Source organism: Marinicrinis sediminis (assembly GCF_042685085.1).
GTDB classification, from domain to species: domain Bacteria; phylum Bacillota; class Bacilli; order Paenibacillales; family KCTC-33676; genus Marinicrinis; species Marinicrinis sediminis.
Window position 1 is genome coordinate 46,838 of record NZ_JBHUMM010000002.1, and the last position, 26,415, is coordinate 73,252.

The 26,415-nt window shown below is 46.5% G+C and carries 26 protein-coding genes and 1 pseudogene; 10 read left to right on the forward strand and 17 right to left on the reverse strand.

Annotated elements, in window-relative coordinates:
• Positions 1-294: 294 nt before the first annotated feature.
• Complete coding sequence (locus ACFSUC_RS01830; RefSeq protein WP_379927717.1) at positions 295-849, forward strand: ANTAR domain-containing response regulator; 555 nt, start codon at positions 295-297, stop codon at positions 847-849.
• Positions 850-942: 93 nt separating this feature from the next.
• Here ACFSUC_RS01830 and ACFSUC_RS01835 read toward each other — a convergent pair whose 3' ends face one another.
• The 3 genes from ACFSUC_RS01835 to ACFSUC_RS01845 form a co-directional block, all read right to left on the reverse strand.
• Positions 943-1,113 carry a hypothetical protein gene (locus ACFSUC_RS01835; RefSeq protein WP_379927719.1) on the reverse strand — a complete coding sequence of 57 codons (171 nt, stop codon included), beginning with the start codon at positions 1,111-1,113 and terminating at the stop codon, positions 943-945.
• Between the two features lie 80 nt (positions 1,114-1,193).
• Complete coding sequence (locus tag ACFSUC_RS01840) at positions 1,194-1,928, reverse strand: NAD-dependent protein deacylase (RefSeq protein ID WP_379927720.1); 735 nt, start codon at positions 1,926-1,928, stop codon at positions 1,194-1,196.
• Between the two features lie 166 nt (positions 1,929-2,094).
• Complete coding sequence (locus tag ACFSUC_RS01845; RefSeq protein ID WP_379927721.1) at positions 2,095-2,673, reverse strand: hypothetical protein; 579 nt, start codon at positions 2,671-2,673, stop codon at positions 2,095-2,097.
• A 298-nt stretch (positions 2,674-2,971) separates the two neighbouring features.
• Between ACFSUC_RS01845 and ACFSUC_RS01850 the strand changes: the two genes are divergently transcribed.
• Positions 2,972-3,820: a sulfurtransferase gene (locus ACFSUC_RS01850; RefSeq protein ID WP_379927723.1), complete on the forward strand. Its 849-nt coding sequence runs from the start codon at positions 2,972-2,974 to the stop codon at positions 3,818-3,820.
• A gap of 468 nt (positions 3,821-4,288) precedes the next feature.
• Here ACFSUC_RS01850 and ACFSUC_RS01855 read toward each other — a convergent pair whose 3' ends face one another.
• The gene (locus ACFSUC_RS01855; protein ID WP_379927724.1) at positions 4,289-5,449 is read right to left on the reverse strand and encodes a hypothetical protein; all 1,161 of its coding nucleotides are present in this window, start codon (positions 5,447-5,449) and stop codon (positions 4,289-4,291) included.
• Between the two features lie 60 nt (positions 5,450-5,509).
• The gene (locus ACFSUC_RS01860) at positions 5,510-6,280 is read right to left on the reverse strand and encodes a C39 family peptidase (protein ID WP_379927725.1); all 771 of its coding nucleotides are present in this window, start codon (positions 6,278-6,280) and stop codon (positions 5,510-5,512) included.
• Between the two features lie 318 nt (positions 6,281-6,598).
• Between ACFSUC_RS01860 and ACFSUC_RS01865 the strand changes: the two are divergent.
• Positions 6,599-6,883: pseudogene (locus ACFSUC_RS01865) on the forward strand (IS3 family transposase); the annotation flags it as partial.
• Positions 6,884-7,265: 382 nt separating this feature from the next.
• Here the strand turns inward: ACFSUC_RS01865 and ACFSUC_RS01870 are convergent.
• A complete protein-coding gene (locus tag ACFSUC_RS01870; protein ID WP_379927727.1) occupies positions 7,266-7,862 on the reverse strand; it encodes a TetR/AcrR family transcriptional regulator in 597 nt (198 codons plus the stop codon).
• Positions 7,863-7,990: 128 nt separating this feature from the next.
• Between ACFSUC_RS01870 and ACFSUC_RS01875 the strand changes: the two genes are divergently transcribed.
• Positions 7,991-8,728: an MBL fold metallo-hydrolase gene (locus ACFSUC_RS01875; protein ID WP_379927729.1), complete on the forward strand. Its 738-nt coding sequence runs from the start codon at positions 7,991-7,993 to the stop codon at positions 8,726-8,728.
• Positions 8,729-9,054: 326 nt separating this feature from the next.
• On the opposite strand, the gene ACFSUC_RS01880 is transcribed toward ACFSUC_RS01875, so the two are convergent.
• Complete coding sequence (locus ACFSUC_RS01880) at positions 9,055-9,702, reverse strand: HD-GYP domain-containing protein (RefSeq protein WP_379927731.1); 648 nt, start codon at positions 9,700-9,702, stop codon at positions 9,055-9,057.
• A 42-nt stretch (positions 9,703-9,744) separates the two neighbouring features.
• Here ACFSUC_RS01880 and ACFSUC_RS01885 point away from each other — a divergent pair, with 42 nt between their 5' ends.
• Together ACFSUC_RS01885 and ACFSUC_RS01890 are read left to right on the forward strand one after the other, a co-directional pair.
• Positions 9,745-10,134 (forward strand): Hpt domain-containing protein, encoded by a 390-nt coding sequence (locus ACFSUC_RS01885; RefSeq protein WP_379927733.1) that lies wholly within the window; start codon positions 9,745-9,747, stop codon positions 10,132-10,134.
• Between the two features lie 293 nt (positions 10,135-10,427).
• Positions 10,428-11,105 carry a response regulator transcription factor gene (locus ACFSUC_RS01890; RefSeq protein ID WP_379927735.1) on the forward strand — a complete coding sequence of 226 codons (678 nt, stop codon included), beginning with the start codon at positions 10,428-10,430 and terminating at the stop codon, positions 11,103-11,105.
• Between the two features lie 58 nt (positions 11,106-11,163).
• Here the strand turns inward: ACFSUC_RS01890 and ACFSUC_RS01895 are convergent, their stop codons facing one another.
• Genes ACFSUC_RS01895 through ACFSUC_RS01905 form a run of 3 tightly spaced genes read right to left on the reverse strand, consistent with a single transcriptional unit; the run spans position 11,164 to position 13,403 of the window.
• Positions 11,164-11,886 (reverse strand): amino acid ABC transporter ATP-binding protein, encoded by a 723-nt coding sequence (locus ACFSUC_RS01895; RefSeq protein WP_379927737.1) that lies wholly within the window; start codon positions 11,884-11,886, stop codon positions 11,164-11,166.
• Positions 11,879-12,532: an amino acid ABC transporter permease gene (locus ACFSUC_RS01900; RefSeq protein WP_379927738.1), complete on the reverse strand. Its 654-nt coding sequence runs from the start codon at positions 12,530-12,532 to the stop codon at positions 11,879-11,881. Before ACFSUC_RS01900 ends, ACFSUC_RS01895 begins: the two co-directional genes overlap by 8 nt.
• A gap of 49 nt (positions 12,533-12,581) precedes the next feature.
• The gene (locus ACFSUC_RS01905) at positions 12,582-13,403 is read right to left on the reverse strand and encodes a transporter substrate-binding domain-containing protein (protein ID WP_379927739.1); all 822 of its coding nucleotides are present in this window, start codon (positions 13,401-13,403) and stop codon (positions 12,582-12,584) included.
• A 169-nt stretch (positions 13,404-13,572) separates the two neighbouring features.
• Between ACFSUC_RS01905 and ACFSUC_RS01910 the strand changes: the two genes are divergently transcribed.
• Positions 13,573-14,727: a M20 family metallopeptidase gene (locus ACFSUC_RS01910; protein ID WP_379927740.1), complete on the forward strand. Its 1,155-nt coding sequence runs from the start codon at positions 13,573-13,575 to the stop codon at positions 14,725-14,727.
• Between the two features lie 253 nt (positions 14,728-14,980).
• Here the strand turns inward: ACFSUC_RS01910 and ACFSUC_RS01915 are convergent, their stop codons facing one another.
• The 6 genes from ACFSUC_RS01915 to ACFSUC_RS01940 form a co-directional block, all read right to left on the reverse strand.
• Positions 14,981-17,200, reverse strand: a complete 2,220-nt coding sequence (locus tag ACFSUC_RS01915; protein WP_379927741.1) for a hypothetical protein — start codon at positions 17,198-17,200, stop codon at positions 14,981-14,983.
• 444 nt (positions 17,201-17,644) lie between these two features.
• The gene (locus ACFSUC_RS01920; RefSeq protein ID WP_379927742.1) at positions 17,645-18,235 is read right to left on the reverse strand and encodes a helix-turn-helix domain-containing protein; all 591 of its coding nucleotides are present in this window, start codon (positions 18,233-18,235) and stop codon (positions 17,645-17,647) included.
• Between the two features lie 162 nt (positions 18,236-18,397).
• Complete coding sequence (locus tag ACFSUC_RS01925) at positions 18,398-20,647, reverse strand: hypothetical protein (RefSeq protein WP_379927743.1); 2,250 nt, start codon at positions 20,645-20,647, stop codon at positions 18,398-18,400.
• A gap of 173 nt (positions 20,648-20,820) precedes the next feature.
• On the reverse strand, positions 20,821-22,020 hold the full coding sequence (locus ACFSUC_RS01930; RefSeq protein WP_379927744.1) for a Gfo/Idh/MocA family protein: 1,200 nt from the start codon (positions 22,018-22,020) through the stop codon (positions 20,821-20,823).
• Positions 22,021-22,074: 54 nt separating this feature from the next.
• On the reverse strand, positions 22,075-23,139 hold the full coding sequence (locus ACFSUC_RS01935) for a Gfo/Idh/MocA family protein (protein WP_379927745.1): 1,065 nt from the start codon (positions 23,137-23,139) through the stop codon (positions 22,075-22,077).
• A 70-nt stretch (positions 23,140-23,209) separates the two neighbouring features.
• A complete protein-coding gene (locus ACFSUC_RS01940; protein WP_379927746.1) occupies positions 23,210-23,926 on the reverse strand; it encodes a ThuA domain-containing protein in 717 nt (238 codons plus the stop codon).
• A gap of 299 nt (positions 23,927-24,225) precedes the next feature.
• On the opposite strand from ACFSUC_RS01940, the gene ACFSUC_RS01945 reads away from it, so the two are divergent.
• The 3 genes from ACFSUC_RS01945 (at position 24,226) to ACFSUC_RS01955 (ending at position 25,357) form a co-directional block, all read left to right on the forward strand.
• Positions 24,226-24,417, forward strand: a complete 192-nt coding sequence (locus ACFSUC_RS01945) for a hypothetical protein (protein ID WP_379927747.1) — start codon at positions 24,226-24,228, stop codon at positions 24,415-24,417.
• A gap of 151 nt (positions 24,418-24,568) precedes the next feature.
• On the forward strand, positions 24,569-24,877 hold the full coding sequence (locus ACFSUC_RS01950; RefSeq protein WP_379927748.1) for a winged helix-turn-helix transcriptional regulator: 309 nt from the start codon (positions 24,569-24,571) through the stop codon (positions 24,875-24,877).
• Positions 24,878-24,889: 12 nt separating this feature from the next.
• Positions 24,890-25,357: a hypothetical protein gene (locus tag ACFSUC_RS01955; protein ID WP_379927749.1), complete on the forward strand. Its 468-nt coding sequence runs from the start codon at positions 24,890-24,892 to the stop codon at positions 25,355-25,357.
• A 44-nt stretch (positions 25,358-25,401) separates the two neighbouring features.
• Here the strand turns inward: ACFSUC_RS01955 and ACFSUC_RS01960 are convergent, their stop codons facing one another.
• Entirely contained in the window at positions 25,402-26,415 is a 1,014-nt protein-coding gene (locus tag ACFSUC_RS01960; protein WP_379927750.1) for an aldo/keto reductase, read from the reverse strand.

Here is a 26,415-nt window from a genome sequence, read left to right on the forward strand (position 1 = left end):
TTTGCTATTTGCTTGATTGTACTGGTCATCCATATTTGTATTATAGTTGTGGGACACCTCTTATGTCAATATTACTAACATAAATTCTTTCAAAATTCCTCTTTCCAATGTCAATCAATCAAGATATACTGTTAAAAAGAAATAAAATTCCAGTTTGAGTAAGGTTTACTTACATGAAGATTAAATCAGTGAGGAAAGACAAGTGAAAGAAGGTGCATCAAAAGCAGAAGAAGCGAGTAAAAAAGAGAGAAAGCAAACTAAAAAGAATGGAAAATAAAGTAGGTGATGCGAATGATGAAAAAGCTGCTCTGGGTACCATCGGAATGCGATGCATTTATTCCAGATGCTGTGAAGCACAGCGTCCAACGAATTCATATTCTGGATCCTTCCGATTCATTGCATTCGTGGCAGCATGCAGCTGAAATGTGTATCTTTCAAGGTAACTTGAATGAACTGTTGAACTGGTTACAGGAACAACCCTGTCCATCTCCATTGCCCATATGCTGGTGGTGCGATGAATACGAATCCAACCGATTGCCGGACTTGTATGTACACGGTATGCTGACGAGTGAAATGAGTCTGAACCACCTGCGGTTCTCTATGCAGATGACGAGGGAAAACTTTTTTAGGGAGCAGCAGCTGCGCACCGAGCGTGATGAGTTAATGTATAAATTTCAGGAACGCAAATGGGTCGATCAGGCAAAAGGGATTCTCATTGAACTGAAAAATTGCTCAGAAAGCGAAGCTTACCAACTGCTTCGCAAACAAGCGATGAATGAACGAAAAAAAATGATGGACATTGCCAAATCCATCGTGAACGCTTACGAGCTCATTCATAAACAGAGCTGACCCCGTTCTCCCCATCTTCGGAAGGGGGCGGGGTCAGTTTGAAAATTAAAAGAGAAGAGAAGATATCGTAACCTGTAGATGGGTATGCAGCAATCAGTCCGCGGGTTGATCAGGGATTCGTATTTCTACCGGTTTGGATCGAGATTCGAAAGTACCGTCTCCCAACTGACCCCATTGATTATCGCCCCAGGTATAGAGTTTGTTATTCTCTGAATAAGCCATGCAATAATTCAGTCCACAATCGATCTCGATGACAGGGGGCAAACCCTCCAGCTTTTGCGGAGCTGTCTGCTCATGGGCTGGAGAACCTTCCTGATCTGTCCCCCACTGCCATACCTAATGGGTTAATTTTTCATCGCTTCAGACAGGACCTGGCCTACACGTTCATGGATGACCAGATCAGCCTGTTCGTCAAATGACGTCTTTTCCTTGTTGATGAGAACGAGCGTATGTCCTTGGAAATACCGGATCATGCCCGCAGCCGGATACACGGTGAGCGAAGTGCCAGCCACGATGAGCACCTCGGCTTTTGATATGGATGAGATCGCCTGTTCCATCACTTGCTGATCGAGATTTTCCTCATAGAGTACAACATCGGGCTTAATGATGCCTCCACATGTCTCACAGGTCGGAACCATTTGTGCAGAATGAATCACTTCTTGAATGGGATAGGCCTTTTTACACTTCACACAATGATTGCGATGGACAGAACCATGCAGCTCGAGAACCTTTCGACTGCCGGCTAGTTGGTGCAAGCCATCAATATTTTGCGTAATGACGGTTTGCAAGCGTCCTTGCTGCTCCAGTTTCGCTAATGCAAGATGAGCGGCATTGGGCTTTGCTTCCACGTGGATCATGTTAGATTTATAGAAAGTATAGAATGCTTCTGGCTCCTTCAGAAAAAAAGAACGACTCAAAATATCCTCCGGGGATTGAAGACGATTTGTCTGATTGGAATAAAGACCGTCTGCTGATCGAAAATCCGGAATTCCGCTCTCTGTAGAAGTGCCGGCACCGCCAAAAAAGACGATTTGAACACTCTCTTGCAGCACTTGCTTCAGCTGTCTTAAATTGTCCATGCAGGTTTCTTGCCTCCTTTTTGTTGCAGATATGTGAGTATGGATTCCTGCCACAATCCTTTCAGGAAACGAATCTTGCACATCATAAAAGCCCGCCTCGGTTCAGAAGCAGGCTACGTGTTATGATCGGATACATAGATACCAAAGAAAGATGCAGATCCAACTTTTACGGATTCATCAGCTTGCGAACATCGGTCTCTACCTTGAATAACCGTTGGTTCAACACATCAACCCGGTAGTCCAGTTGTTCTCCTTTTGCGGACTGCTCTGAAACTTTGCTATACACAAGCTTCATCATACCCATCACGTCTTCATTTTGATTGTGTTCAATCCGGTCTAGCTGTGTGTGTACATGATCGAACCTGTCATCCATGTGCTGTTTCATGTTGTCAATCTTCTCATCCATGCCTTCCATCCGCACATTCATGTTGTCGAATTTCTCATCCATCCCATCCAAGCGATGATTGATGTCCACAAACTTTTCATCCATGCCATCCAGACGTTGATTAATGCCCACGAACTTTTCATCCATGCCATCCAAACGATGATTGATGCCCACGAACTTCTCATCCATCCCGTCCATCCGCTGGTTCATAAGATCCATTTGCTCGGTCATGTTGTCGAACTTCTTATCCATCCCGTCCATCCGCTTGTTTAATCCAGAGATGTCTTGTCGGATCTCTTGCTTGAAGGGATCGAGCTCATCCTTCAATACCGTACGTAAAAGGTCTTTTAAATCTTCCATTCTCCTTCACCTCATATGTAAAATTGATGAAGTCGCTTGATGTGATTCTCATTATAATATAAACCAACCTATTCATAAATACAAACAAATGTTCGTAAAAATGATATTTTAATTTCATTAACTTCATGTAACAAGGAAAAGAATAAATGTAAATTTACAATGATTCACTTTTATTTACGAAACATGGATTCAATTCTTTTTCATGATATCCACCAAGCGTTTTTCCGTTTGCGAAGAATGACAGGATCCTATAATGTGAAGAGTAGGACGTTTTTAGGAGAGGAAGGAGAAAATAAAAATGAATTCAACCGTTACGATGAAGTGGCTGCTGGCCCGTTTGTACGAGAACGATATCATCATTGTAGATTGCCGTTTCCAGCTTGGAAATTCGCAGGCAGGCAAAGAGGCGTATGAAGCTTCACATCTGCCTCGCGCCATATACATGGATTTGGAGCAGGACTTGTCATCTCCGGTTCTAAAACATGGAGGTCGCCATCCCCTCCCGAACATGGAAGCATTCATTGATGAGCTTGGCAAGAGAGGGATTCGTTCTGATTCACGCGTTATTGCGTACGATGATCAAGGCGGTGCGATGGCTTCCCGGCTTTGGTGGCTGCTGAAATATGTGGGTCATGAACATGTCTATGTCATGGAGCAGGGTTTTACAGCATGGCAAAATACGGGTTATCCGGTCACGCAAGATCCGGCGCCTGTGGCCATACCTGGATCATATGCCGCACAGTTGCAACCCGATATGCTGGTCAGTATGGAAGAAGTACGGGAGCAGTTGAACCAAGCTCATACGGTACTAATCGATTCCAGGGAAGCGATTCGATTCGCAGGAAAACAGGAACCGATCGATCCGGTTGCTGGACATATTCCAGGCGCGAGAAATTTCTTCTGGAAAGAGGTACTGAAAGAGGATGGAACCTGGAAGTCCGAACAAGAGCTGCGCGAATTGTTCTCGGATATCGATGCTGCCTCCACGATCATCGTATACTGCGGTTCCGGCGTAACAGCCTGTCCTAATGTCATCGCCCTGCAATCAGCCGGGTTTCCCAACGTGAAACTCTATGCGGGTAGTTGGAGCGATTGGATCTCTTATCGTGACAATCCCGTGGCAACGGGAGAAGGAAAGTGGGTTTAGAGTCACGTGAGACATTAATAAAGTACCTCAGTAAATTTATAGAAGCTAACTAATTGAAATAATCAACAAACGGAGAAAGTCTAATAATGATGTAGGACGGACATTAGTATTACTTCTCTTAATTGCTCTTGATTAACCAACCCCATTAGCAACCATCAGGTTACTAGTGGGATTGGTTAATTATATTTAGGGATTCCTAGTTCAGTTACAACAATAAGTAATATTTTTCAATTAAACTTTATATATCAAAAATCAAGTAATTTAATTTCCTTTGAGGTATTAATAAAGCTACGCGGTTCGTAATTTGGCGTAACGCTTAATACAAAACTTTCACACACTTTATGGGAATATTAATCAAATATATGTTTTAATAAAAAATGTAAATAGATGAGATGACATACTGATTTAGACTTGGATTTCTATACTCACATTTAAAATAATACAAAATGCATGATACCGTGAGCAATATTATTGAGATAAAATCATAAATTCAACTTCACCTTTACTCTCTTTAGCATCCATATACGAAAAACCTAAATATTTATTAGAATTGAATATTTTCGAAGTTATAATTCTTGAATTTGTTACTTCTTTTACATCACCGGTTTGTAAATTCATTTGTAAAATCTGATGCATTGAATATCTAAAGTAAAGAGTTTCATTAATAATGAACAGTGAATCGAATGTAAAGTCTTTGTCTTTACCTTTATAAGTATATTTTATCTCTCCAGTTTTCCTATCTACTATGTTGATTTGTCCGAATTCACTCCAGACAAACCAATCTTTATTAGCTGTAAAATCAACTACTTTTTCTCCTTCTCCTAATAAAACAGACTTCGTTTTGTCATATGGATAGTATACAATCTCCAGTGATTTTTGGGATTCCTCATCCAGAATATTAAATACAGATTGTTGAATGATCATTCCATCTTTAATAGGTCTTTGAATTATCATAAACTTCCCTTCCCTATTAGTACTTTCGTCTAATCTAACTTTTGCTATTTCTGAAAATGAATTTTCAATTGCATCATATAAAATTGCAGTACTGTAGACTTTATTATTCACTAATGTTTTTTCTATCCAAGTGATACGATTGTTATATATTCTAAGTACCGGTGGTAATATTTGATCTGCGAGTTTCCCCCTCCTTAAAATTTTTACTTCTTTTGTGTTTAAATCTATGGATTTAATATACCAATTAAAATCATGATGTATGTCTCGATCATTTTCAACCCAATACAGTGTACCATCTATCCCCACCATTGAATTGATTATCTTTCCTTCATCAGTAGAATAAATTCGCATGTATTCTTGATTTTTTTTTGAAACAGTAGCAATGTAACTTTTAAATTGTTCACTTTTATCATATTCAAATGCAATTAACTCTTCATCAATGTAGCTCGGTGCAACAAATGTAGAAGTGAAGTCTGAGTGAACTACATTATATTTATCGATTTCATACAGATTATTTGTATAACTAGTTTCTCTATCAATGTTATTGGAAATTATTGAATTACTAGGAGCTTTAGACTTAATTTCTTTTTCATTCTGAAAAATCATCAATATTATAACCAAGCTAAAAATAATGAAGATAACTGAAGCAAAATAAATAACTACTTTCTTCTCCATCTAGTTGTCATCCTTTCATCACAAAAAGGAGGGACACCCTCCTTTTTGTGATTGTTACTTTTAATAGATTACTGCCTTACGGAAATGCGCTTGGTTAGCATTCCACACTCCTTCCATCGGATGCCATACATTCCCAATTGTTACACCACGACCACCTTGATCAAATGGATCAGTTAGCCTTATTTTTTTATTATTTGAATCTGAAATATCATATCCTGAGTTATTTAATATATGTCCAGCGACATTAGAAGTATAAAGAGGCATGTTAGAAGGTGTAATCTTTAAATCTAATACAGCAGGAACATAAAATAGATCAACTGCTGCCATCATAATAGATTCCCAAGTATTATACTCATTCGATTGAAAATCTGTATAAACATATGTTGTATCGGTTTGATGATCATTTAAAATGTCATCAACTAGAGAAAATACAGTTCCAGAAGTTGTAGTCCCTAACTCATTCGCATAATAAGATTGTGAATTTGAAGAACCATTGATAGAATCGAGAACTTGTTTTACTGTAGCTGGACCACACCAATAATAAGTCTCCTGTTCAAAACTTGGAACAGAGAGGGTTTTTACTGAAGAGGACAAAGTATTCAATTTGTTATCATTAGAAAATTGAGTTTTTCGTTCTTTTTCATATTGTTTAACTAATTGCATTTTTTCTTGAAGTGCCTTTTGTTGTTTCTCCGTAGGTATATCATTAATTAAAGAAGGGTTATCACCACTTCCCACTCCATACACCGATGTCGGTAGTGCTAGTGTTAACGCTAGAAAAATAGATAAATAAACTTTGCTAAATTTGGGCAAAAATATTCTTGTGTTCAACTATGTGCACCTCCAAATAATTTCACCTAGTACTCTATTTTTTCCACTTACCTCCTTTCATTTCAATGATTTAGGTGATTACATCTAAATAATACTAAATTTTAACTTCTTACTCAAGTAAAATTACTGATAATAGCTATATTATTTTATTTCATCCATTTCCCCATATAAAAAATCATACCCTCTATAATAAAAAATAATTTACATCACCGTGATTCAAACGAACTGACCCCATAACGTGAGACAAATCAAAACACCTTCAAGAAAAGACTTCCATATCATACGATATGGAAGTCTTTTCTTGAAGGTGTTTTGGCATTGGCAACTAGAGTGAGTTATCCAGTGGAAACAAAGATGAAGGCGATTGAAATGAGGTTGGCGAGTGTCCCGGTGAAGGAGATCATGGAACAGCTGGTCATAAAAAATAAGACACAGATTAAGACCTGGTTGAGATGGTACAACGGTGAGTTAAAGCAACTAAAGCAGCCAGTGGGGAAACAGTACAGCTATTTAAAATGACCAGCGTACGCTTCAGAATTCGAGATGATGAAAGCCGAGAATCGCTTTTGAAGCAGCAAATAGACATTCTAAAAAAGTACAAGGAGATCGAAAGGAGGTGGAACCACGAGCCGTCATCGCCTGGATGGCATTCTATCCGAGGAGAGGTCAACATATCCGAAGCCTGTAAGTAGCTCGGAATAGAACGGGCCTCTTCCTTATTGTTGGAAAGTCGAGTACGAGCATAGAAAGCCGAATAAAACGTTTTACACGGAATGGCTGCCTACGGCCGGCTACGAGCAGGTGGACGGGATCGTATTCGAAATGAACGGAACAAAAAACGACCTGAATTATATTGAACTCTGGTTCGCAGTCCGCAAATTGTAACGAACTCACAGATAAGGCCTAATGGCTTGTGTACTCTTCATCCAGTCAAGCAATGGAAATTTTGATGAGAACTGCAACGGACAGGCTGACAACAGCCTGTCTATTTTCTGATTTCATAAGCAGACAAGACCAACTTGATCTGCTTGATGATGATGCGGACGTGTCTGTTGTCCCGGGTAAGCCTGCTCGACATGACGCCACCTTCCAGGGAGGACACGACAAAGGAAGCCAAATCCGCAGCATCCAACTCCGCCTGGAGCTCTCCAGTCTTGACCCCATCACGTAACAGATTCTCGATGAAAGAAACAAATATTCCATGTGCTGCAATGGCACTTTCCCTTAACGGAGGATACCCGTCATCTGCCTCAACAGCTGTATTCAACAACGGGCATCCCCCGTCAATCAACGAATTGTGAACCGGATCTCCATGCACTTCACACACCGCCACAACCTTATCGATGGCCGTTTCCGCGTCCCGGACTGCTTCTTCGAACTTGTCCATCAGCAAACGCCCTCCATAAGCAAAAGCTTCAGTGGCGATTTCGTCTTTTCCGGAAAAGGATCGGTAAATCGCACCCTTACTTAGACCAGTAACCTCCATAATATCCTGAATGGATGACCCGGCGTATCCTTTCAAATTAAATAATTCTGCCGATTTGGCAATAATCAGTTGGCGTGTTTTCTCGCCTTTTCGCATCGTGATCAACCTCCTGTCCACATCATTCTCACGATCATTGTACCATCGGCATTGTCATTTCGTAAAAAGACTGCTAAAATAAAACCGAACCGTTCGGTTTTATTTTATTTGCAAAAGGAGAGATTCCTATGAAAACCCCCGTCAAAATCATTCGCATTCCAATTCTGCCGATGCATATGGTCAACAGTCACTTGCTGATTGGACCGGATGGCTGTGTCCTGATGGATACAGGGGTGCCTGGATCAGAAGAAAAGGTGCAGCGAATTCTGAAAAGAGAAGGATTGACCTTTCGTGACATCAAGCTCATTATCGTGACGCACGCCCATATTGATCATGCTGGAAGCGCAGCCAGATTGCGTGAGTTGACCCAAGCTCCCATACTGGCTCATGAAAAAGACGCGAAACATTACAGTCAGGAGACACCGATGACTTTTTGTCCAACAGGTTGGGCGGGACGCGTTCTGCTCCGAAATTTTATTACGCGCCCCTATACTGGGTTTGCACCAGATGTCATCGTCTCTGGAAAAGCCCCCCTCTCCCTGGAGTCGTACGGCATACCAGGCCAAGTGACCCCAACGCCCGGTCACACATCCGGTTCCATATCGGTTGAGCTTGATTCGAAGGAGGCCTTTGTCGGCGATCTCGTCGCTTCGGGTATCTTACTAGGTGGAATTATGCGAAAAAAACATGCCATTCGTCCCCCATTCGAAGACAATCCGCACCAGGTTGCGCGTGAATTGCAACGGTTGCTGGCATCCGGTCACGAGCATTTTCATGTTGGACATGGCGGTCCATTGAAAGCAGAGGAAGTTCGTAAGCACGCACAATCTCTCCTGAAGCTTCCTTACGAGAGAACGGAACCATGAAGGATACTCCCATACCTCACCCTGTCACCCAGACTTCGATGACAATCTGTCGCTCACCCTTTTCTATGCAACCATTCCCATCTCGAGATGATCGGAACAGGTCTTCCTTCATACCTCTACAGCGCAGAATGATAATAGATGATGGCGTTATGGACAGGAAATAAACTTGACAAGTCGAATCCTGCTTCACTCATAATAAAGAAGAACTCAAAAAAGCCGCCAGTCTGTATGGCGGCTTCGTGATGTCGATACCATCGTGCGTTCAGGGGAACATGCTCAGAAGATGACGAATGCATCTTCGTGCATACTGGTACACACATTGAAACTTATACGAGCAAGGCATCCAGCTTGCAATGCTTCAACATGCTCTGTGTCAGTTCCTCCTTGTGAATCAGGACAAATTCACCAAACATTTGAACCAGATCCTTGTCATACTGAACGTCACTCCACATATAAAGCTCATCGAGTGCATGGGTCAGACCCGATACTGAAGGGTAGTCATGCACACTGCGGCAAAATGCATCCATGATGCGCATGAGTCGGGCTTCGAACGTGATATCTTGCCAGTCCACAGCAAACGGATAGCCTGTCCCGTCCAGATTCTCATGATGATACAAGATCGCATCCGGATCTACTAGATGTAACATATTAAACTGGGCGAGCAATTGAACCGAACGTTCTGGATGATGCTGAACATATTCGTAAAAGACACTGGGATTGCGTTGTCGTTCCATTTGATCTTGATTCAGCCACAATTTTCCGATATCTCTGAGTAGCAGAGAGCGTAAAAACAGCTCCCGGTCGATCGTCTCGTCACCGCTATGATCCAGAAATTTATCTGCGAGCATGACACTGGACCAGGCCAACTGGTAACTGTCCGGGTCGTGCTTTTGCAATTTTTTCAACCAGAATCCGATACCGTCCTTAACAAGCAACGGAGCAACATCACGTAATGATCGTTGTATTCTTTCCATCTTCCATCCCTACTTCTATCTTTTTTGACGAGGAGCTGTACGATGATTGATTCAAACATCTTCAACACGCCCGTAGTAGATGCCGAACGCATCCATCGTATAAAACAAATGCTAAATGACGAGAAAGTAGAAATAGCAGAACTATTTCTCATTTTTCTGACACAATCCAGTGAACAAATCCGTGCACTGTCGTCGATGCTTTTGACACCTGAAGACCAGGAATCAAACATGGCTGGCATCGCCCATCAATTAAAGGGAGCCTCTCTCAACTTTGGCGCCTTGCGGCTTGCTGCCTGCTCCGCATATATCGAACAGCTGTGCAGTGCCTTGCCTTCTCCGGATCATGCCCTACACCTTTCTGAAGCTCACAATGCGCTTATGCACATTTGGGCAGACACAGAGCGTAGCTATGAAACCATACTGAATAAATAATCTTTACCAACATTAACCACATTTTTGCACGAGGAAACAGGTCCGTAAGGTTTATATTCTTCATTTGACCGTGGGTGATTCGCTCGTTTGCAGCATCATCCTTATATGAAAGTTGAACGATTATGTAAGTTCCAAGGTGTCACTATGATATTTATACCAAAACTTCCTAATTAAATTGTGAAGGAAAAATAAAGTTTTATAAAGATTCGTTCGTTTCCCATCATCCGCAAGCCGTACAAATATGATAAACTAACTCCATGTTCATTCGTTAGTGACAGGAAGGGAGGAAGATCATGAATCACAAACTGCTGATCGTCGATGATGATCAGGCTACTCAGGCGCTGCTGAAAAGTGCGTTGAAAAGGGAAGGCTACGAGATCATTTCCACAGACAATGGAAAAGAAGCGCTGCATCGATGTACAGACCCGAACCTTTCTCTCATCCTGCTTGATATTATGCTCCCGGATATGAGCGGGCTGGATATTTGCAAGCAAATTCGCGATCAGGTGTCTGTTCCCATTCTCATCATGAGTGCCCGGGATCGCCATGTGGATAAAATCATCGGACTGGAATTCGGCGCAGATGACTATATTACCAAACCCTTTAATCTGGACGAGATTGTTGCCAGGGTCAAATCTCACTTGCGAAGAGAAATGCGTGCCAAGTCCCATCGGAGCACCGAAGTGCTTCAGTTTGGAGAATTGACAATCAACAAGGAGACGTTGGAAGTCCATATCAGCGGCAACCTCATCCCTTTGTCTACAAAGGAATTCCAGATCCTTGCTTACCTCGCTGAGCATCATCATCGTGTATTGAGCAGGGAACAAATATACGAAGCGATATGGGGGGACGAATTCGGAGACCTGAACACGGTGACCGTTCATTTGAAAAACATCCGTTTAAAAATGGACCCGGAGCATCGTTACATAAAAACAGTATGGGGCGCTGGCTATAAATTCGCCTGGGAATAATCAAAAAAAGGGACATGCCTCGGCGCACGTCCCTTTTCCGTCTATATATATAATCGAATTATAAAATTTTCTCCAGAAACTGTTTGGCCCGTTCCGTGCTCGGCTGGTGGAAAAATTGCTCCGGCGTCGCATCCTCGATTAACTGCCCCTGATCCAGGAAACAGATCCGATCCGCCACTTCCTTCGCAAAGCCCATTTCATGTGTTACGACCACCATCGTCATGCCCGTCGTCGCCAAACCCTTCATGACATCCAGCACTTCCTTCACCATCTCTGGGTCCAGTGCCGACGTAGGCTCATCGAACAGCATAATCTCCGGTTCCATGGCCAGGGAACGTGCAATAGCTGCCCGCTGTTTCTGTCCGCCTGACAACCGGTTGGGATAAGCGGCTTCCTTATCTGCCAGTCCCACTCTCTTCAGAAGCTCCCGAGCCTTCTGCTGAGCGGTCGCTTTTGTCTTCCCTTTTACCCGTATGGGGGCATAGGTGAGATTCTCCAGCACCGTCATATGCGGGAACAGATGAAAATGCTGGAATACCATCCCGATATGCTGCCTCACCTTCGTGATATCCGTTTTTTTGGAGGTGATCTCATCATTTCGAACCCAGATCTGGCCCGATGTGGGTACTTCCAGCAAGTTCATGCAGCGAAGGAAAGTGGATTTTCCCGAACCGGAAGGTCCGATGACTGAGACCACCTCACCGCGCTTAATTTGAGTAGAGATGCCCTTCAGCACTTCCAGATTCCCGTAATGCTTGACCAAATTCTGAACCTTAATCACTGCGACGCAGCCTCCTTTCCAGCAGCTTCGCTACGCCTGTCAATGCCATAACCAATACATAATAAATCATCCCCGCAATTAAATACGGCTCAAAGTATAAATACGTTTTCGCTCCGACATAATCCGCTCTGCGCAGCAGGTCCATCACCCCGATGGTCGAGACGAGCGCCGATTCCTTCAGCAACGCAATGCTCTCATTGACCAGTGCCGGCAAGATATTCTTCATGGCCTGTGGCAGCACAATATGGATCATCATGCGCGAATACGGGATGCCAAGCGACATCGCAGCCTCAATCTGTCCCTTGTCAATCGCCATAATTCCGGCACGAATCGTCTCGGAAATATAGGCCGCAGAGTTCAGACCAAAGGCCAATAGTGCCGCCTGAAAAGGACTGATCTGATAACCCGTCAACTGCGGAATGGCGTTATAGGCGATCATAAGCTGCAAGATGAGCGGCGTACCCCGAAATATGGAGGTATAGGCCACGGCAAACCATTTCAGCGGCTTCATGGACGAAATTTTGAAAAGGGCCAGAATGGTGCCCCAAATAAAACCGACAATGGCTGCTGCAAATGTATATTGCAGGGTAACCGTAATCCCCTCGAGGATAAATGGAATGTATTCTCTAATTTGCTCTAGATTCATTTCGCTTCGTTCCCTTATGTTTCCTGATTATTTCCTGTTGCTCAAATGCTTATTTCTCAAACCATTTCACAACCAGCTCATCCATCTTGCCATTCTCCTGCATATCCTTCAGCACTTCATTGAACTTGGCTGTCCACTCCGAACCTTTTGGAAAAGCAATCGCAGAACCGCTGAGACCTTCCACCGCGATTTCTTCATACACGAGATCATCATTTTGAGCGGCGTACTTCTTGATCACGGTATCTTCAATAATCGCCGCATCCAGTCTGCCTACCTTCACTTGCTGTAAAATCTCTGGGATTTTGTTCAGGCGTGTAATCTCAATCCCTTCCACTTTACTCACTGCTTCATCTTGGGTAGATCCAAGCTGCACGCCGACGACTTTTCCTTTCAATTCCTCCAGGGAGCTGTATCCGGTCTCCGCCTTGGACACAATCGTGTTCTTCGCTTCAAAATACATGTCAGAGAAATCTGCATTCTCTTCTCGCTCCGGCGTCGGAGTCATGCCAGCCATGACAAAATCAACGCGTCCACTTTGCAATGAACCGATCAGCCCTTTAAAATCAGAATTAACGATCTCTACTTCAAAGCCGAGCTGCTCACCGATATAGTGGGCAATATCTACATCAAAGCCGACAATTTCATCTGTTGCCAGATCAATATCTTCATAAGGGGGATAATCTGCGGATGTACCCATTTTCAACGTGATGGACGGTGCTTCGTTCTCCTGATTCCCTTGATTGGAACTGGACGATTGCCCCTGGTTGTCATTCGCGGCATGGTTATTCGCTGCGTTGTTGGAACCTCCACATGCAGCAAGGATCACGACGAGCATCAGCAGTACAGACCATGCAGTTACGGTTTTCTTCATCTTCTTCTGTCTCCTTCGGTCAAATTCTAGTTGTAAATGACCTTCGTTTAGATTATAAATAACCTTAGGTCAATTTAGATTTACACATTATATCAGAAATTTCGATTCGCTGAAACAGGTTTTATACAACAACGTGAATGTTTATACGATCCACAAAAGGAGATGTAACATGACTGTCACAAATTGGACCGACTATTTTGAACACATGCTGCCGGAAATGACGGCTGAACTGAAGCACTATGCCGAATTTGAAACCCCTACCTCTGACAAACAAAGTGTCGATGCCCTTGGAGATTACATCGCCGCTCAATTCGAGCAACTTGGTTGCCGCGTTCGCAAAATGGAACAGCCTATTTATGGAAATCAGCTCATTATAGAGTATGGAACCGCTGAGGATTCTATTCTTTGTCTGGGGCATTTCGATACGGTCAAACCAGTGGGCACCATCGAGCAGCAGCCCCTGCTCGAAAAAGACGGCAAATTATACGGTCCTGGCGTCTATGATATGAAAAACGGGATTGTTATCGCCTATTTTGTGCTGAAAACCATCATCGAGCAACAGCTGCCTCTGCTTCACAAGCTGGTTTTCTTCTGGAACACAGATGAAGAAGTGGGGAGTCCAAGCTCCAGAGAAGCCATACAGGACATCGCCGCGCAATGTCAAGCTGTACTCGTGCTTGAACCCTCCACGGAAGACGGAGAAATCAATACATCCCGCAAGGGCGGTGGCGAATTCTATCTGAAGGTCCTGGGGAGGGAATCCCACGCCGGCAATGAGCACCAGCAAGGCGTCAACGCCATCGAAGAGCTGTCGCGTCACATCCCGACCATTCAGAGCTGGACAGACTATGAAGCAGGCACCACTTGCTCTGTCGGGCTAATCACAGGCGGTACAGCTAGCAATGTCGTACCGGGGACTGCAGAGGCGGTCATTGATGTGAGAGTGAGCACACAAGCAGAACGGGAACGCATCACCCGTCTGTTCCAGCAATTAAAGCCCATCCATCCAGAGGCGAAACTCGAACTCTCCGGCTCCATTTACACCCCGCCTATGGAACGCACAGAGAGATCTGCTGCCCTGTTCCGCTGGATTCAACAATTGGCGGCAGAGGAACAGCTTCACTTGCAGGAGAGAGGCTCTGGCGGCATGAGTGACGGCAATTATGCCGCTGGATCAGGTACACCTGTTGTCGATGGTCTCGGGGCTGCTGGCGCAGGGGCACACGCCGTACATGAACATATCCTGATTCACAGTCTGGCAGAAAGAGCCTCCCTGCTGTTGCGTCTCCTCGCATCCAACTTACCGGGCGAACCGCGAAGCTAAAGCCAACGCCATTTCCTGAGATATCGAGACATGGGAGATATGTGCGAATCAGCAGGGTAAGTCACAAGGAGGGTCAGTACAGTTTTATGCTCTGCTAGTAAATATCCTGTCAAAGGGTTCAGCCAGAAGTCCAAGCAGATCACAAAAAAACCGTTCAGTTCGATGCGACATTGGGATCTGTATCCCTCGGATCTGAATCCCAGTCATCGAATTGAACGGTTTGCTATGGAATAGGCCAGATATAATCAGGAAGTCAGAATGATTCCACTCTTCTCACCTGAGAAGGTACCTCTCTCCACTTATGAAAAGGGATTTGTCCGTATATCCACAACGTGTCGGACGAATCCTTCAGCATATAATAAGAGGTTCCCGGCCCTTCTATCGGATAAGCATACATACTGTATAGGGTCTCCAAACGGGAATGGGGTGGAAGATCGAGTTGCTTGGTCGTCCGGGTAAACGGTCTGACAATTTCGGCCTGACCATCGCCAGCCACCAGAAGATAACCGGTTATCCATTGTACATCCTCAGCCAGTTTCTTCACTTTGTACGCATACGTTCTGGCCTCTTCCTGTTCGACTGTTGGCTCGTTCGATCCGGTTTGCGGATCTGAATCTGCCCCTTGCTCCATGTAAATCTCATACACTTGCTGATCAGACGTTCTGGCTCTGGCAATCGGGCCAGCGCCATCATAAAACGCGCCCTTAAAATCAGTAATTTGCTCCACCTGATCCAAACCAGGCAATGCCTCAAAATGCCATGTATTTGCATCCTGTGCCTGTGGCGCGTACACGTGACCATCTGGATGAAGCAGAAGTGGAATGACATGTGAGGTGGCCTCTCTCCATGCTCCCGCCCACTCCCTATCCGTTGTCATCTCGATTGGATCAAAGGGTTGAACAAGGTTGGCATTGGATTTGTCTACCGCCACCATATTTCCGTCTTCGAGTGCCAGCAGCCAGTGCTGATACAGATCAATGGCCTGACTAATTCTCCCGGTGCCCTGCAGCATCTTGCATGCAGGGGATGCCAACATGAATTGTCCCTCCTTCGTCAAGTAAGCCTCATGGGAAACGATCTGATCGATCTCGGCAGGCAACGATGTGGGCTGGAACAATCCTTTCTCATCCAGCTGCCATACCTTCCCCGCCGACAACAGATGGAACGAGTCACTTGTCGCGAACATGTGCGCTTCCCCTGGAAATTGGCCCAGTGAAACGAATGGCTCCGCATGCTGAATGTGCGTTCCCAGCTGTCCATACTGGTTGGAACCCCAGCTCCATACATGCCCTTGCTGATCCAGTGCCAGGGCATGATCCGTTCCGAGTGCCAGTTCCACGATATGTTCGAGTCCCGGCAGTTGAGCGAACGCTGGCTCACGTGACTCCTCACCCTCGTGCGAATCGTCTCGTGCCCGTTCACTTGGTTGTGGATGGTGTTCTCCTGTCAGAGCGTGATGGGAGGAAGAAGCCCATACCGTTCCGTCTGCCTTTACAGCCACCAAAAAGTCAGAATGGGCGTACAGGTTCACCAACACATCGAGCGCTACTTTGTCTACTTTTCCCGATAAGCTGTTCAGTATCAGCCAATCCCCTTCATCCTGAATAATCAGCACCTCGTCAGACAAGCCCGCCTGTAGCTCTTGCACGTCTTGGGCCTGATAGAGGGTCTGGTAATCGGGAACCGGATGCTCTGCATATCTATCGTACGAGATGACCACAATCTCCTGATTTTGTTTCAGACCATACAATCGGAAATAACCAGCCTCAACGCGAGATAATCCTGTATTCGATCTCATCAAACGGGGGTCAGTAAACACCGGTTCTCCATCCTCACCATAAGCGGGCTTCCACTCATACAGGGAACCATTCTGTTTCAATACATATACCTGATCATGCAGAGCCTGGGTGAAGCTCTTGACTTCATCGAAACCCGTTATCGGAAAAGGCTCGCCCTCATTTAAGTACCAAAGCTGATCCTCATCATCGAGCGCAAATTCTCCATCTAGTGCTTTCACCTTGGGGAGCCCTGCCACCTTGTCGGCAAAATTCTTCACTGGCTCCTGATCTCCCCGCATGCCCCACACATAGACAGAGCCGTCCTTATCCAGTGCATAGGAAGTTCCGAATTCGAAGCCGTAGCCCGCCATATCTGCCCATTTTCTCGCACTAATCTGACGGATGCCTTCCAACATATCGGCAGGCATCGGAGGAGCGAGTTGTGGCCGATTTCCCTCCTGTTCCTTGAACATACCGCCCTGGGTTGCAGAATGATCCTCTTCACAGAACGTAAACTGAAACGATGATTGAACAGGTTGCCCTTCTTCCTCCCCCATCCCCTCGTCTTCCCTGTCATCGCCATCACGGTGATCGATCGTTCCTTTCACAACCGGTGTCCGCTTCTCATCTCCCTGACCTTCGCAGCCTGCCACCATCATCATGACAGCCACGAACAGCAGCACCCATATCCTCATTCAGGTCATCCTCATCTCTTTATCCATTTTTCCTTCTCATCCCGTACTCGTTCTTATGTGCCGTTCGGCCGACTTGTAAATCCTTGCTTCCCGAATATGTATACGCAGACTCTTCGTCCTTTTCCCCTGCCATTCAACATCCGCTATAAAAAATAGACGGATCTACGAGGTTCCCTGTTCATTTTTTTTGTCTCTGGCATTTGCCACAACGTTTGTCCGTGACGATTGTTCCTTTTCCCTTTCATTTCTTCCAGGTAATTCTTCATTTCTAACAGGCGTTTGTGCGAAAGGCTTGTCTCTGACTCCTGCCCTTGACCTTGGTGCCGAGCAGACAGGCTGAATGTGCGTTCTGTATCATGCAAAAAGGACCTTCTACCATGATAGAAGATCCTTTTTGTCATTCTGCTTATGCGATTGTCTGTCATGCTTGTCCACACACAAACGTTACTGTCCTTCTGCTTCCTTCAAACTATCCATTTGATTTGCCGCTGTTTCAATGGATAACAGAAATTGTGGAAACTGAAAAAAGTCAGACAGCTTCTTCAAAATTTCAGGATGCGGGTTGGCCCCTTGATGGATGTATTTGCGAAGCGTGGCCGGACTAATCTCAATCCATCGACATACATCCGTAGCGGATACGTCATGCACTGCCAGCAGGCCTGCCAAAATCCGATTGTGAACCGGAGAGTTCTTGATCACGCGGAACATAAACTTGCTTTCCTCCGGAATCTCGATCTCAGGATTCCCCTGCTGCTCAGCAAATACGATATGCTCCGGAAGTCCCAGGAGCTCCGCTACCTTGCGCTGATTGTCTTCACTCGGCATTCTGCCTTCATAGACCCAGGCGGCTACCGTTCGTGGTGACACACCGATTTTTTTTGCAAGTTCAGAGAGTTTGATGTTCTCAACGATTAATACAGACATAAGCACCCGGTTCTGTACATTCCAGCTGTTCGGACGTCTGAATCGACTAATGCGTACACCTTTTCCAATATGATGTCTATTTTGCTTGGCTAACTCATGAATAGTTGGCACAGATTCTCACCTCAAAAATTTACTTCTACATATCATCTAACAAAGTGACAATAGATTAACCTTCTTCGTTAATTTAGTTTATACGTCTTCGAAAGAGATTGCAATACAAGTTGAGACGCGCGTAATTCAGTTGAGGTGAGTAAACCGATGAAACGTTTGTTTTTATCGCCCATCTATCCCATTATTTGTGCGGATGAAGCCGATTTGATCTAGTGCAATCTGTCCACCATATTCCGTAGGAAATTGGAAAATAATTTGTTGTAACGTATCCCAATCAAACGCCGGATTCTGGTTTTCAAACTGCTGACGGTCAAATCGAAGCGTCTGCAGCACCTCTTCGGAATCATTCCCCAGATAGCCATTCTTCACCCATTTGTCCAGCCATTCGGTCTTCATAAATGGCGTACGTATCACCGGAGGCACCCCAATCCCCTCTTCGAACTGGAGCGAGGCTTTATTTCCCTGTCCGTCCACGGCGACAAGCTCGATCGCCAGCGGTCTTGTATCTTCCTCCGTCAGCACAGCCGGACGAACCACATCCGTTACTCTGCTAATATCAAAGGTCAGACCATCGTAAGCGAGCAGTGGATCTGCCTGGTCCAATCGCTCCAGATCAATGACATATTGTCCACCCTGGCCAGCCTGCCAGGTCAGATAGACCACATCATTTCTGCGTTTGCCGGAATCATTGCGACTTTCCAGCTCCGCTTCCTTCCAACCCGTTACATGCCGAGCTTCGATGGCAGCCCGTCCATAGCCACATGTTCCTAGTTTGTCATCTTCCTCAAAATCACATATGGAGCGCATGAGCGAATCGGCATAGCGTTGCACGTAAACGCGATCTGGCAGCCAGGACAACCCATGGCGGTAATCCTGAAACATCGGCAAATACGCAAGGCGGTCTCGCAGGGTAACCTCCAGAAATGCGCCGATCCATGTCTTTGCAATCTCCCGCTGCTCCTCGCCGGACATGAGGGCTCCGCGATTGATAAACAGGCTTCGTGGAAAGGTCAGATCGGTATCACCCCAAACCATATTGAACTGACCATGATTGGCCCCTTCCACATATAACGACGATTTGAAATGAAAGGGCGCATCCGTTGTAAACTTCACACGATCATATTGCCGATCACCGCTGAACCAGTTAACATCACTGTCATGGGCGCCCTGAATCACCAGATAGGACACATCCTTCACCACCGCTGCCTGATCTCCGGTAGCTGCATCCGTCGGAGCAATGGCCACGACCGAATCGATAGAAAAGTGATAGTCCCACTGTTGATCTGCATCTTTCGGATCTTGCTTCAATTCGTTATATACCGCCGCCATCGCTACGGCCTGACCGCCTCTGGAATGACCGATCAGAGAAATATGATCCATATCGATCTTCTCATACAGTTCATGCTGCGCGTCCCCATTCCATTGCTCGAACCATTTCAGATGCTCCAGCAACATGATGGCTCTCATTCGGTAGTCTCCATTGATTCCTTTCGACCAGGAGCCGTTCAGGAAATTTTCATCCACAGACACAGCCGCAAAACCTCGGCTGGCCAGCATCTCGGTCAGATAGACGTATCCGGGATCAGAAAATTCCTCCATTTTGTGATTGCCGTGCACGATCAGCACGAGCGGAAAAGGTCCGTCGCCCTCTGGCAAATACAGGGTGCCGTTGACAGGCAGCTCCTTCTCATCAAAACCCCAGTACAGCGAACGCAGCCAATTCCATTTGCTTACGATCTTGCTTCCGTCCACCGTCCCCGTGACATAGTCGGCCTGCTTGCCGAATTCAGGCCGTGGTCGTGTATCACCACTGCCATACGTCCGAATCAGGACACCGTGATCACCGTACGCAGCTGGATGCGGCAGCGCTTGCAGATCGTCCAGCGCCTGTGGTTTTTCCAGCTGTTCATAGCGGTACAGATCATGACCCGGCGTCACGCTCCAGAGAACATTAAAGCCAAGCCAGACGACCGCAGCAGCAGCCAGCCCTTTGCTCCAGTTCGAATTCGGTCTCGCCGCATACAGCGCGAAAGCTGCCCCTGTGAACGTTCCGAATGCCAGTCCATAGATCGTAAAAAAGATCTCTGCCCGGTTACCGGTATGAAACTGCTCCAGCACCATGTAGATCGTGACGCCGGACAGGGCACTCCCAATCCAAAAATGCCAGGGCAGCGGCAGTCGTGTCCATTTCAGCAACCAGTAGCTGGTCCGCCAAAGGATGACCGAAGCGGCATGTGCCCCGATCATCAGAATGATGATATCCAGCGCCGTGCCAAGCCCAGTCTGAATATAATAGCCCGCCAGAAACAAAATCGTTTCGGCAACGATTAGATTACCAATGAGTGCACCCTTCCAGGTTAGTCTTCCAAAACCGTATAATCTGGCAAGCTGTCTGCGCAATCCGGTTTGCATGCTTACATTCCTCTCTGCTCCTGCCCATATTCCCATTCTATTAAATGACGTTATTGTCTATTAAATCATGCCGGACAACGGTTTGCAAAATTCCACCAAACGAAAAAAGGAGAACGATAAATCGCTCTCCCATTCCCATTTGTTACTGGCTATTCCGTGCATTTGCGCAGATCTCAGCTCGGTATAATTTTCATGAATGGCTTGACCGGTACTTCCACACGCTTCCCTTCAATCGCGGATTGAATAATGGCGTCCATTACCCGTTGAACCTGGGCGCCATCTGCATAGGTAGGACGATCCGCTTCGGCCTCATCAGAATCCGTATGTGGGGAGTCGGAATGGGCTGCATGATCCCGGATGGCATCTACCCATTTCCAAATTTCATTTTTTTCTGAAATTCGCCATGGGCGAAAACGCTGTTCACTCGGTTCTGCCTCATCATTCCACCCTGGCAGGGATGGAATGTCAATGGGCTGCCATTTCTTCTGAATCCCTGTATTCGGTGCATACCACAGCTTCGTACCCAGTTCGCTCGTCAACAAATGCAAACTGCCTTCTGAGCCATGCAGCATCATTTCAATCGTTTGATTGCGATTTCCCTGAGCCGAAATCCAGCTCGTCTGAAATACTGCATGTGCGCCGTTGTCGAACGTTCCACTGAACAAGATGGAGTCCGCCGCCTGATCCGGATTGGTGCGTTCTGGCAGCTCTACCAGCTTGCCTTCTTGCAGAAACTTCATGCTGGCCTGCACGTGTGTAAGTTTCTGCTGCACAGCATACTGGACAAAATCGATCAGATGCGAGCCCAGGTCAGCCAAAACACCGTCAATCCCGCCCTGTTCCACGCTTCCACGCCAGCCAGGGGGGCCGGACAGCCCATAGTCACCCGAATACTCGAACTTTCCGGACAGAAACGTTCCGATGGCCTGCTGCTCGATCATATGCCTGATCTTTCGAATACCGGGATGCTCCCGATATGTAAAATTCACCCCGTGAACCATGCCCGATTCCGTTACATGATGCAGCATTTGCTCAGCCTCAAGCCCATCGAGCGCCAGTGGCTTCTCACATAGCACATGGACACCGCGGTCTACCGCATACAACGTAACCGGCAAGTGAAGGTGATTCGGCGTCACGATACAGACACCGTCCAGCTCCTCTGCGGCCAGCATATCCTGATAAGAACGATACGTGTTTGGAATCTGGTATTTTTCAGCCATCTTGACTGCATTCTCACCGTTTCGACTGCAGATCGCAGCAATCTCGACATCCGGATGCTGCTGCAGAACAGGAAGATACCATAGATCGGCAAACCAGCTCGCGCCTACCAATCCGATTCGAACCTGCTGCTGCTCTCTATGATCTCTTTTCAATCGCCTTCCTCCCATTCCTGTCGAACTTTTCAGGTCACTACTCGGAGTACATGATCAGTCTAGCACATGCCGTCTGCCCTCTCTGGAAGACTGAATAATCGCATCCAAAAGTCGCTGATTGATAAACCCATCCATGAACTGAGGCGCGTCCTTGCGCTCCCCTTCCTGAATCATGCCGATAAAATCCTCCAACTGGTTCATCCGATAAGATTCAGGCACTGACCAGGTTTCAAACTGGCTCTCCCAGGCGTTTTCAGCGTCTCTCGGCAGACAAATACGCAATTCATCCGGACGCTCGCAATTGACCTGGATCGTGCCTTCATCCCCGTACAAGGTGACCTGCTGGTGGTTGCCATAACCGAACGCGTTGCGGGTCGTCATGAAATGACCCACTACTTCGCCTTCCAATTCCCCGTGGAAGCTGACATAATCATCGACGTCTACCGCGCGCATTGAGCCGGATTTCACATCCCTGCGTTCTGGGATAAAGGTAGACATTAATCCTTGTACTGACGTAAACTCCCCGACAAAATAGCGGGCACAATCTATCATATGAGCACCGAGATCCCCTAATGCCCCTGAACCCGACCATTCCTCGCTAAACCGCCACGTGTGCGGGGTGTTGAACATCGGCGCGCCCCACTGCTGCAGATACTCCACCTGAATATGACGAATCGTTCCCAGCTTGCCCTGCTCCAGCAACGCCTTTGCATAGCGAAAGGCAGCGACATAACGGTAGGAAAATCCAACCATGCATACAATGGGATTTTGGTCATACTGCTCCTTCAGGGCCACCGCTTCCTCAAACGTAACCGTAAACGGCTTTTCCGTCATGATCGGCTTCTGATGAGCGATGCAGAGGGATATGACGGGCGCATGAAACTTGTTGGGCGTAATGGATATGACCGCATCCACCTGCTCACTGGCAATTAGCCCTTCCACCTCTGTAAATTGCTGTTCGGAAGGGATGGAGAGCTTGGCACCTGTTTCAGCCAGCAACTCCGCATTCACATCGCAAATGGCCGTTACCTCTGCATGATCCAGCTCGGACAGCAACCGGATATGATGATTCGCCATGCCTCCAAGACCAATCACGCCAAACCTGATTTTAGTAGACATCTCTGATCTTCCCTCCTGTCTCTTCCTGCTCGGCACTGTTTCTTGGCAATGTTTCTTGTCACCGTTGGGCTTACAGCTTCTCCAGCGGTTCAGTATTGCCGTAGATAAGCTCGCGCGCTTCAAGTGGCTTCGCCCATTCGATGGCATTGGAGATGACTTTCAGCACCTCTTTGTTGTAGTACGTTGGATAAGTCTCGTGTCCAGGACGGAAATAAAAGATCTTCCCTTTTCCCCGCTTGTAGGTAAGTCCGCTGCGGAATACCTCTCCGCCCGTAAACCAGGAAATAAAGATCAATTCGTCCGGTGTAGGAACATCAAAATGCTCTCCATACATTTCTTCCTGCTCCAGTTCAATGTATTCGGAGATGCCTTCTGTAATCGGATGCGTCGGGTCTACCACCCACAGACGTTCCTTCTCGCCCGCCTCTCTCCATTTCAAGCGGCACGTTTGCGTACCCATGAGCTTGTTGAAGATCTTCGCACAATGTCCTGAATGCAACACAATCAGTCCCATGCCATCCAGCACACGCTGATGAACCCGATTCACAATCTCGTCTTCCACCTGATCATGACCCATATGTCCCCACCAGATCAAGACATCGGTCTGATCCAGCACTTCTTGTGTCAAGCCATGCTCCGGCTCCGCCAGTGTGGCTGTGCCAATCTCTCTGCCATCCTGCTTCAGGCCTTCCGCCAGCGCCACATGAATGCCCTCCGGATATACCGCCTTTACCTCTTCGTCCTTCAATTCATGTAAATACTCATTCCAAATCGTTACCTTTGCCATTGGAAACATCCTCCTCAATCTGAATTGTTCATAGAGTGTGCTGTCAACCTTCCCCGCTTCCCTATATTCTACAGCCAATCTGCAAAAAATACGGTAAACGATATTACTGAAAAGGTTTACATTTTTCAACTTGGATTGATTGTATCACCTTATTAAATCAGGACTCAACCGAGATCGCAGGATAGTATACAATGTGAGCAAAATTGCGCAATCAGGAATAAATCAGCGTGACGAAACCGATACTGATACGTATAAAAAAAGCAATTTTTTGCCGCCATACCGTGTCAGGAGGATAAGCCATGAACAGCAAAGATTTTTACCGGGTGCTGCTGCAGGACTCCGGCGTCAACGCTCATTCCTACAAAACCATCTCCCAGAACATCCTGGAGAACCACACACTCTCGGAATATGAGAAAATGCAAGAACTCCAGGCGATGAATGAGATATTCCAGCAAATGAGCGATGAAGATCAGCATACGCTGTTAAACTAATACGTTTATTCGCAAAATCTCCAATCTGCGCCCGGCCCGGATTGGAGATTTTTGCATAAACGGAACTTCCCTAACACTTACTTTTGTCAAGTATTTAACAATATGTTAGTATATAGAGGTCATCGCCAACACAACCTGGAGGGATATATACATGGATTACACCTGCATGTGTCCTCGTTACTACTCAGCCATCGATATATTGGGAAAAAAATGGACGTGCCTCATCCTGCGTGTCCTGATGTCGGGACCCAAGCGCTTCAAGGAAATCAAGGAACAGATTCCGGAGATGAGTGACCGCATCCTGACCGAACGAATGAAAGAGCTCGAACAACTGGATATTGTCGTCCGTAACGTATACCCGGAAACCCCGGTTCGCATTGAATATCAACTGACCGCAAAAGGACGTGCGTTGAAGGACGTCGTGCAATCCATCCAGCAATGGGCGGAAGCGTGGACGTAAAGGAGGCAGCCAATGGACAGACGATCATGGCTCGTTCAGATTCTGACAGTCGGTACGATCAGCGGACTGCTTTTGGGCAGTGTACTGTACATCGCGCAGAGACTATCAGGCGATTCGGTCTTCACCTTGCTGATGAATGTGGATTATATACCCGTTCTGCGTCAAACCGTAGGCATTCTGTGGATCGAATGGGTGCTTCATCTCATCGTCTCTGTCGTACTGACAGGCGTCATATGGACGCTCTATCCTCGTCTGTTCCGGTCGATGCAGGTCGCCAAAGCGTGGATAGTCGGTACGGCAATGGTCATTGGCCTTCTGCTGTTCCCGTCCACCGTGCTGTCTGATCGCACCCCTGCCATTCAAGATGCATCTGCCTGGTTTTGGTGGATGCTCGCCCACTTCATCTATGGGCTTGTCCTGATGCAATTCTATCAAATCTATCAAACACATCAACAAGCGAAATCGAAAGAACCCGCCTGAGATTCTTTTCTCTGAGCGGGTTCTTGTTTGTGGGGGCCGATCGATTACAGCGTGCTTGCCGTTTCCTGAATGACCCGCTGCATCGGCAACTGATAGGGACATTTCGGCTCGCACAATGGCTGCTCTTTGCAAGGATCATAATCTGCACACGAAGTCAGCTTTTCTTTATGTTTCTCGTAAAAGGCCTCCCCTTTTGGCAACAGGCCAAACTTGCTGCGAATCACACTGGAAATCATCACATCCGGAATGGATATTTCCAATGGACAACTGCAATAATTGCAGCGTCTGCAATCATGACTGCCCATGTCAGCAGCCAACTGCGCCAGCTCCTGTTGTTCCTGAGGCTCTATCACCGCCTCCAGCGCCCTCAGATTCTCGTCTACCTCCTGCACGGATACCATGCCGGAAATAAGCGTATGAATATCCTGACTGACCGGATAGCGCAGCGCCTTGTCAACAGGTTGAACAAACCCGCCCGATAAAGGCTTCATCGCGGTTTTTCCCATGTTCCACCGATTAGCCGACGGAATCAAATCATCCGCCGCAAAAGGCTGGGGCAGACTCAAATGAAAAAGCACCTGATCAAAATCCCCTTTGTCGATCCACTTTGCCAGCATCTCTGGCCGGTGTCCCGTCAATCCAATATAGCGAATTTTACCCTGTGCCTTCAGCTCCATCGCCGCTCTGTATGCACCATCTTCACTCATAATCTCTTTCATTTCAGCCGGATAATTCACATAATGAATTTGCAGCAGATCCACATAGTCGGTCTGCAAACGACTCAGGCTGCGCTCTATTTCTTCCTTCGCGCCCTCGTAGTCCCGCTTCGCGGTCTTGGTAGCCAGGAAATATTCCGATCTGCGATGCGAAATGCAAGCGCCAATAATCTCTTCACTATTTTTATAGGCAGCAGCTGTATCGATATAGTTAATTCCTTGATCTAACGCATAATTCAACGTTTCTCTTGCCTGTTCCAGTGGCACGCCGGGCAGGTTCATCGCACCAAAACCGAGCGCGGACACCTTGTATCCCGTCTTGCCAAATACGCGATATTCCAT

What these genes read in the sequence shown, in the direction of transcription:
- ACFSUC_RS01950 (WP_379927748.1), top strand. Translation starts at nt 24,569, where the DNA reads ATGGATTACACCTGCATGTGTCCTCGTTACTACTCAGCCATCGATATA.
- ACFSUC_RS01935 (WP_379927745.1), bottom strand. Translation starts at nt 23,139, where the DNA reads ATGTCTACTAAAATCAGGTTTGGCGTGATTGGTCTTGGAGGCATGGCG.
- ACFSUC_RS01880 (WP_379927731.1), bottom strand. Translation starts at nt 9,702, where the DNA reads ATGGAAAGAATACAACGATCATTACGTGATGTTGCTCCGTTGCTTGTT.
- ACFSUC_RS01960 (WP_379927750.1), bottom strand. Translation starts at nt 26,415, where the DNA reads ATGGAATATCGCGTATTTGGCAAGACGGGATACAAGGTGTCCGCGCTC.
- ACFSUC_RS01855 (WP_379927724.1), bottom strand. Translation starts at nt 5,449, where the DNA reads ATGGAGAAGAAAGTAGTTATTTATTTTGCTTCAGTTATCTTCATTATT.
- ACFSUC_RS01885 (WP_379927733.1), top strand. Translation starts at nt 9,745, where the DNA reads ATGATTGATTCAAACATCTTCAACACGCCCGTAGTAGATGCCGAACGC.
- ACFSUC_RS01850 (WP_379927723.1), top strand. Translation starts at nt 2,972, where the DNA reads ATGAATTCAACCGTTACGATGAAGTGGCTGCTGGCCCGTTTGTACGAG.
- ACFSUC_RS01910 (WP_379927740.1), top strand. Translation starts at nt 13,573, where the DNA reads ATGACTGTCACAAATTGGACCGACTATTTTGAACACATGCTGCCGGAA.
- ACFSUC_RS01890 (WP_379927735.1), top strand. Translation starts at nt 10,428, where the DNA reads ATGAATCACAAACTGCTGATCGTCGATGATGATCAGGCTACTCAGGCG.
- ACFSUC_RS01840 (WP_379927720.1), bottom strand. Translation starts at nt 1,928, where the DNA reads ATGGACAATTTAAGACAGCTGAAGCAAGTGCTGCAAGAGAGTGTTCAA.
- ACFSUC_RS01830 (WP_379927717.1), top strand. Translation starts at nt 295, where the DNA reads ATGAAAAAGCTGCTCTGGGTACCATCGGAATGCGATGCATTTATTCCA.
- ACFSUC_RS01845 (WP_379927721.1), bottom strand. Translation starts at nt 2,673, where the DNA reads ATGGAAGATTTAAAAGACCTTTTACGTACGGTATTGAAGGATGAGCTC.
- ACFSUC_RS01900 (WP_379927738.1), bottom strand. Translation starts at nt 12,532, where the DNA reads ATGAATCTAGAGCAAATTAGAGAATACATTCCATTTATCCTCGAGGGG.
- ACFSUC_RS01915 (WP_379927741.1), bottom strand. Translation starts at nt 17,200, where the DNA reads ATGAGGATATGGGTGCTGCTGTTCGTGGCTGTCATGATGATGGTGGCA.
- ACFSUC_RS01940 (WP_379927746.1), bottom strand. Translation starts at nt 23,926, where the DNA reads ATGGCAAAGGTAACGATTTGGAATGAGTATTTACATGAATTGAAGGAC.
- ACFSUC_RS01955 (WP_379927749.1), top strand. Translation starts at nt 24,890, where the DNA reads ATGGACAGACGATCATGGCTCGTTCAGATTCTGACAGTCGGTACGATC.
- ACFSUC_RS01925 (WP_379927743.1), bottom strand. Translation starts at nt 20,647, where the DNA reads ATGCAAACCGGATTGCGCAGACAGCTTGCCAGATTATACGGTTTTGGA.
- ACFSUC_RS01870 (WP_379927727.1), bottom strand. Translation starts at nt 7,862, where the DNA reads ATGCGAAAAGGCGAGAAAACACGCCAACTGATTATTGCCAAATCGGCA.
- ACFSUC_RS01875 (WP_379927729.1), top strand. Translation starts at nt 7,991, where the DNA reads ATGAAAACCCCCGTCAAAATCATTCGCATTCCAATTCTGCCGATGCAT.
- ACFSUC_RS01905 (WP_379927739.1), bottom strand. Translation starts at nt 13,403, where the DNA reads ATGAAGAAAACCGTAACTGCATGGTCTGTACTGCTGATGCTCGTCGTG.
- ACFSUC_RS01945 (WP_379927747.1), top strand. Translation starts at nt 24,226, where the DNA reads ATGAACAGCAAAGATTTTTACCGGGTGCTGCTGCAGGACTCCGGCGTC.